We start from the raw sequence: 5228 nt of genomic DNA, 5'->3' as shown, positions 1-5228 counted from the left end.
CCTGGTGGTGGAAGTCGCGCCACGCGAGTTGACGTTCGAAGGCCGCCGCGCCCGCCGTTCCCGCCTTGCGTGCGCGATGCACGAGCTCGGTCGCGGAGAGGCAGCCGAAGTGCAGGGCGGGGGAGACGTGCGAGGTGAGGTCGTCGGCCAGGGCGTCGTGTTCGTCCTCGTAGGCGTCCAGGTGCCGGTCGAACCAGTGCTCGCTGCGGCGGCGCGCCTCGGTCTCGCCGCCCGGTGCGAGTCGCGGCGAGAGGGCGCCGGGGTCGGGGCGCGGCGGCAGCGGGTCCGAGGCGGGCTCGGCCGGGGTGGCCAGCCGGCGCGGCGGCGGCAGCGGACGTCGCAGCGGGGCGTCGGACCAGCGGCGCAGGTAGGGGGTGAAGACGGCGTAGTGGTCCGATCCTGACGGCACGACGGATCCGGGGGCGACGGCGGTGACCACGGCCTCGTGCGCGACCAGGGCGACGCCCGCGCCGGCGAGCGCGGTCCGCAGCCGCTCCTCGCGGGCGCGGGCGAAGGCGCTGTGGTCGGCGGCGAGGTGGACCTCCGCCGCCCCGGTGGCCTCCGCCAGGCGCGTGACCTCCTGCGCGACGGGTCCCTCCCGCACCACCAGGTGGCTGCCCCGTGCGCGCAGGCCCCGGTCGAGGTCGGCCAGGCAGTCGTGCAGGAAGGCGAGCCGGTTGGGCGCGGCGAACCCCGCCGCCGGGACGGCGGGGTCGGTCACGAAGACCGGAAGGACCTCGTCCCGCCCGGCGGCGGAGGCCGCGTACAGGCCGGGTTGTCCGCCAGCCGCAGATCGCGGGTGAACAGACAGATGCGTACCGTCATGCCGTCGCTCTCGGTGGGTCGATGTCGTGGTGCCCGGCACCGGATCTCCCGGTGGCGTCGGACGGGTGCCATGTCGAGGATGCCAGCGAGGACGCCACCCGACGTCCCAGACGCTGGGCGGGCAGCTCGACCAGGCGGTAGGTCAGGAAGCCGACGGCGAGCAGCACCGCCAGGAACGCGCCGGAGCAGACCAGCTGCTGACGCAGGCCCTCGGGCCGGAAGCGCACGACGGCGAACAGCCACAGCAGGCAGTCGAGCAGCGGCACGTGGAGGAGGTAGACGCCGTAGCTGATGGCGCCGACCGCGCTCAGCGGCCGCGGTACGGGGCGCCGCCGCAGCAGCCAGCCCAGCAGGAACAGCGCCCAGGCGCCCGCGAAGCCGGTGCACCAGCTCCCGGCGGAGGCGGTCCACAGCAGGCCCAGGCTGCGGCCGCCCTGCTGCTCGCCCGCCACCAGGCAGCCGGTGAAGGCCAGACCGCAGCAGAGCACCGCCGAAAGGCGGCCGATCCCGCCGTGCTCGGCCCGCTGGATCGCGGTCCCGGCGAACATGGTGGACAGGATGGCCATCGACTCGAACCCGGCGGTGCGCCCGTTCAGAAGAACCAGCGTCAGCGCCAGCCCGCCGAGCACGACCGCGCCGGTCCGGGTCGCGGTGCGGCGGCCGGTGAACACGCAGGCCAGTGCGAGGACGGCCACCAGCGCCGTGACGGCGACCAGCGGAGCCCCGCCGACGTCGCTGTCGGAGAGCAGCCTGCGCGGCAGCGCGCCGCCCGCGAAGAGCCCGACGGCGGCCAGCGCCAGCGCGACCGGTCCGCTGGAGCGGTGCCGCCCGCACGCGAACAGCGCGGTGACGAGGTAGTAGAACGCCATCTCGTAGGAGAGCGTCCAGGCGACCCGCAGCGCGCCGTCGAGGCCGAGCAGGTCGGGCAGCATCAGGGCGTTGCCCACGGCGGTCGGCCACTGCCGCTGGACGTGCGCGTCGACGGCCGCGTGCGCGGCGGGCAGCAGCGACCCGAGGGCGACGACGACCACGAACAGCGGGTGGAGGCGGAGCAGTCGGCCCACCCAGAACGCCCGCAGGTCACCCTTGCGTTCCAGGGAGGCGGGCACGATGTACCCGCTGACCAGGAAGAAGAGGAAGACCCCCAGCATCCCCAGATCGACCCGCCGGTGCTCGATCCGAAACGGGCCCGGCAGCAGCCACGGTCCGGCGTGCTGGAAGACCACGCACAGGGCGGCCGTGCCCCGCAGCGCGTCGAGCCAGGCCAGCCTCGGGGCCGACGCGGCGGGATCCGTGCGGACGGAGCGCACCCGCTCCACTGTCGCCGGCTTGTCGGTCACGGGCCGCCGACGGCCGCGGCGGCGGCCTTGGCCAGCGCCTGGGTGAGGGTGATGCCGGCGGACTCGGAGGCGTCGCGGTCGGACAGGACCGCGACCAGCAGCAGTCGGCCGTGGCGCATGACGCCGCCGATGCTGTTGATGGTCCAGCTGCCGTCGTTGCGCGGAAGCCATCCGTTCTTGAGGGCGAAGTGCCCGTCGGCGGCCGCGCTGACGCCCCAGTTCTGGTCGGCCTCGACCTGGCCCATCAGGCGCTGGACATAGGCGCGGGAGGAGGCGTCGAGAGCGGACCGGGTGGTGAAGACCTGCTGCAGCAGCCGCAGTTGGTCGGAGGCCGTGGTGGTGGTCAGACCCCAGCGGGGGTCGTGCACGTGGGTGTGGGTCAGGCCGAACCTGCGGTTCGCCCGGCTCAGCCCCGGGCCGCCGCCCGCCTGCCGGAAGAGCTGGGTCGCGCACGCGTTGTCGCTCGCCTCGATCATGCGGGTGGCCAGGGCCCGTTGAGCCGAGGTCAACCCCGAGGCGCCCGTGTCCTGGCGTTCCAGCAGCAGCGACGCGAGGATGTCGACCTTCGCGATGCTGGCCGTGACGAAGGGGTGCGCGGCCTCGCCCCGGACCAGGGTCTGTCCGCTGGTCGGGTCCAGGACGGCGACCGCCGCGTGCAGGGGCGCTTCCGCGAGCAGTCGGTCCAGGGACGCGACGGCGGAGTCGGACGACAGCGCTGGACGCGATCGAGGAGCGGCGGAAGGGGTCGCCGTCGGCGTGGGGGTCGGGGTGGGAACCGACGGCCGGACCGAGGGGACGGTGGCGACGGTCCGCCAGGAGTGCCAGGCGTCGCTGTGCGGGGCGGGCCTCGGCTCCGCCTGGCACGAGGCGAGCAGCGCGCACACCAGTGCGGCGCCCGCCCAGCCGCGGGTGGGCCGCCTCCGCCCGGGACGACCACCCTCCTGAGCGACCGCTGCCCGGATCACCCGGGCAGCAGCATGCCGGTCCATGACGACCTTCCTGACGTGCCGACGTTTCAAGCATTTCTGGTTACCGGAGCCCGAAGGCGGCACGGGTGACGACCCGCCGGTCGTTCACCGGGAAGGGTGCATCGCCTCCACCGGACGGCGCACGCGCGCTGACGTCGGGTCAGCGGGGGCGTGACCTCCTGCTCTCCGCGCGGTGCGTCGGCGGCGACACGCCGCCGGGTGACGCCGAGACCCGCTGGGCCGCCGTCCGGACCTGCGGTGACGTCCCGCGGGCCGGGATTCACCCGGCCGGGTTCTTGCCTGGGGCAAACCTTGGAGCAGGATGTGAGGAACGCCGTTCTGTTCGACATCGATCCCGGGAGCCTCATGTCCACCTTCTCGCGTCGGGGTGTCGTCGCCGCGGTCGCCGCCGCAGCCACCACCGCCGCGGTCTCCGGCTGTGGCGGTCGTGCCGCCTCGAACAGCTCGGCTGCGCGCCGGGATCCAGCCGCGGACGCCGAGAAGCCGAAGACGGTGCGGCCGCTGCGGTTGATCGGGGACGGCTCGATGGCCGACACCGGCCCGCAGCCGCTCCAGCCGGTCCCGCGGCGCCTGGAGCCCGGCGAGCGTCCGCCGCAGTTCGTGGTCTTCTCCTGGGACGGGGCGGGCGAGGACAAGAAACAGCTGTTCTCGCACTTCCGCGCGGTCGCCCAGGAGACCAACGCGACGATGTCGTTCTTCCTGTCGGGCATCTACGTGCTGCCCGAAGGCAAGAAGGACCTCTACCTCCCGCCCGGCCACAGGCCCGGCGCCTCCGACATCGGCTACCTGGCCGACGACCACGTCAAGGCGACCCTGGAGCAGGTCCGGCTGGCGTGGCTGGAGGGGCACGAGATCGGCACCCACTTCAACGGCCACTTCTGCAGTCCCACCTCGGGCGTCGGCACCTGGACGCCCGCGCAGTGGCGCAGCGAGCTGGAGCAGGCCGTCGGCTTCGTGGCCAACTGGAAGACCAACACCGGCTACCACGACATGGACCCGCTGCCGTTCGACTACGCCGGCGAGCTGATCGGCGGTCGCACGCCGTGCCTGCTGGGCCAGAAGCAGTTGCTGCCGACGGCCGCGGCGATGGGCTGGAAGTACGACGCCAGTTCACCCGGCGGGTTGCAGATGTGGCCGTCCAAGAAGCTCGGGCTGTGGGACTTCCCGCTCCAGTCGATCCCCTTTCCTGGGCACAGTTTCCAGGTGCTGTCGATGGACTACAACATGCTCGCCAACCAGACCGGCGGCACGCCGAACGGCGACCCGTCGATGCGCCCCTACTGGCAGCAGCAGTCGTATCTGTCGTACATGGCGGGATTCAACCGCGCGTACACGAGCAACCGGGCGCCCTTCTTCGTGGGAAACCACTTCGAGTCGTGGAACGGCGGCATCTACATGAAGTCCGTCGAGCGGGCGCTGCGTGACATCGCCGCCCACCCGGACGTCCGCCTGGTCTCCTTCCGGCAGCTGGTGCAGTGGCTGGAGGTCCAGGATCCGGCGGTCCTGGAGCGGCTGCGCACGCTGGCCCCGGGGCAGGCGCCGGGCGACTGGCGCGACTACACCGACGTGCCGACGGCGCGCCGCCCTGCGGTGCGCGGCGGCAGGGCGGTCGCCCAGGCCTGAGACCCGCGTCACGCGTCGGCCCGACCAGCTCGGCTGGTCGGGCCGACGCGTTCTTCCATGTTCCGGGCGCGGAGCCTTCGGTGAGAGTTTCTCATTTTCGCCTCCTGGTGGCGGGGGCGTGAAGAACCGCTCACATGCTGCTGCGATTTGTGTACGTATCATGTGCGTTGAGCCGTACGCGTGACAAGCCGCGTCCTGCGTTCGGCCCAATTGCATGAAGACAGCACGTGAACTGACGGTCTGTAATCTCATGTGTCTCTCAGCGTCAGACGGCCTCGTCCGGGTCGGATTCTTGTCACGATCGTCCTGTTCCTCCGGCGAGGTGTCGGAACAAGGAACGCAAGGAATCTTCGAAAGTCACTTCGAGAAGGAGAAATCTGATGAGCTTCCGTTTCCCCGGGACCCGTGGCCGCGACAACGACTGGCGGGGGCGACCGCCACGACCGCCGGC

3 protein-coding genes and 1 pseudogene are annotated in these 5228 nt (G+C 72.4%); 1 reads left to right on the top strand and 3 read right to left on the bottom strand.

Features of this window, described 5'->3' with window-relative positions:
• From TR50_RS48500 to TR50_RS07565, 3 genes and pseudogenes are all read right to left on the bottom strand, one after another.
• Positions 1–825: pseudogene (locus tag TR50_RS48500) on the bottom strand (deoxyribodipyrimidine photo-lyase); the annotation flags it as partial.
• Complete coding sequence (locus tag TR50_RS07570) at positions 822–2165, bottom strand: acyltransferase family protein (protein ID WP_084699897.1); 1344 nt, start codon at positions 2163–2165, stop codon at positions 822–824. The pseudogene TR50_RS48500 and the gene TR50_RS07570, both read right to left, overlap by 4 nt.
• Positions 2162–3154: a serine hydrolase gene (locus tag TR50_RS07565; protein ID WP_084699895.1), complete on the bottom strand. Its 993-nt coding sequence runs from the start codon at positions 3152–3154 to the stop codon at positions 2162–2164. The genes TR50_RS07570 and TR50_RS07565 overlap by 4 nt, the downstream gene beginning before the upstream one ends.
• Positions 3155–3499: 345 nt before the next feature.
• Between TR50_RS07565 and TR50_RS07560 the strand changes: the two genes are divergently transcribed.
• A complete protein-coding gene (locus TR50_RS07560) occupies positions 3500–4777 on the top strand; it encodes a polysaccharide deacetylase family protein (RefSeq protein WP_042416988.1) in 1278 nt (425 codons plus the stop codon).
• Positions 4778–5228: the final 451 nt, after the last annotated feature.

This window comes from Streptacidiphilus anmyonensis (assembly GCF_000787855.1).
Taxonomy (GTDB): Bacteria; Actinomycetota; Actinomycetes; order Streptomycetales; family Streptomycetaceae; genus Streptacidiphilus; species Streptacidiphilus anmyonensis.
Note: the sequence above shows the minus strand (reverse complement) of the source record. Positions and strands in the feature narration are given on the sequence as shown.

Coding starts and splice junctions, on each gene's coding strand:
- TR50_RS07565 (WP_084699895.1), bottom strand. CDS start 3,154: ATGGACCGGCATGCTGCTGCCCGGGTGATCCGGGCAGCGGTCGCTCAG.
- TR50_RS07560 (WP_042416988.1), top strand. CDS start 3,500: ATGTCCACCTTCTCGCGTCGGGGTGTCGTCGCCGCGGTCGCCGCCGCA.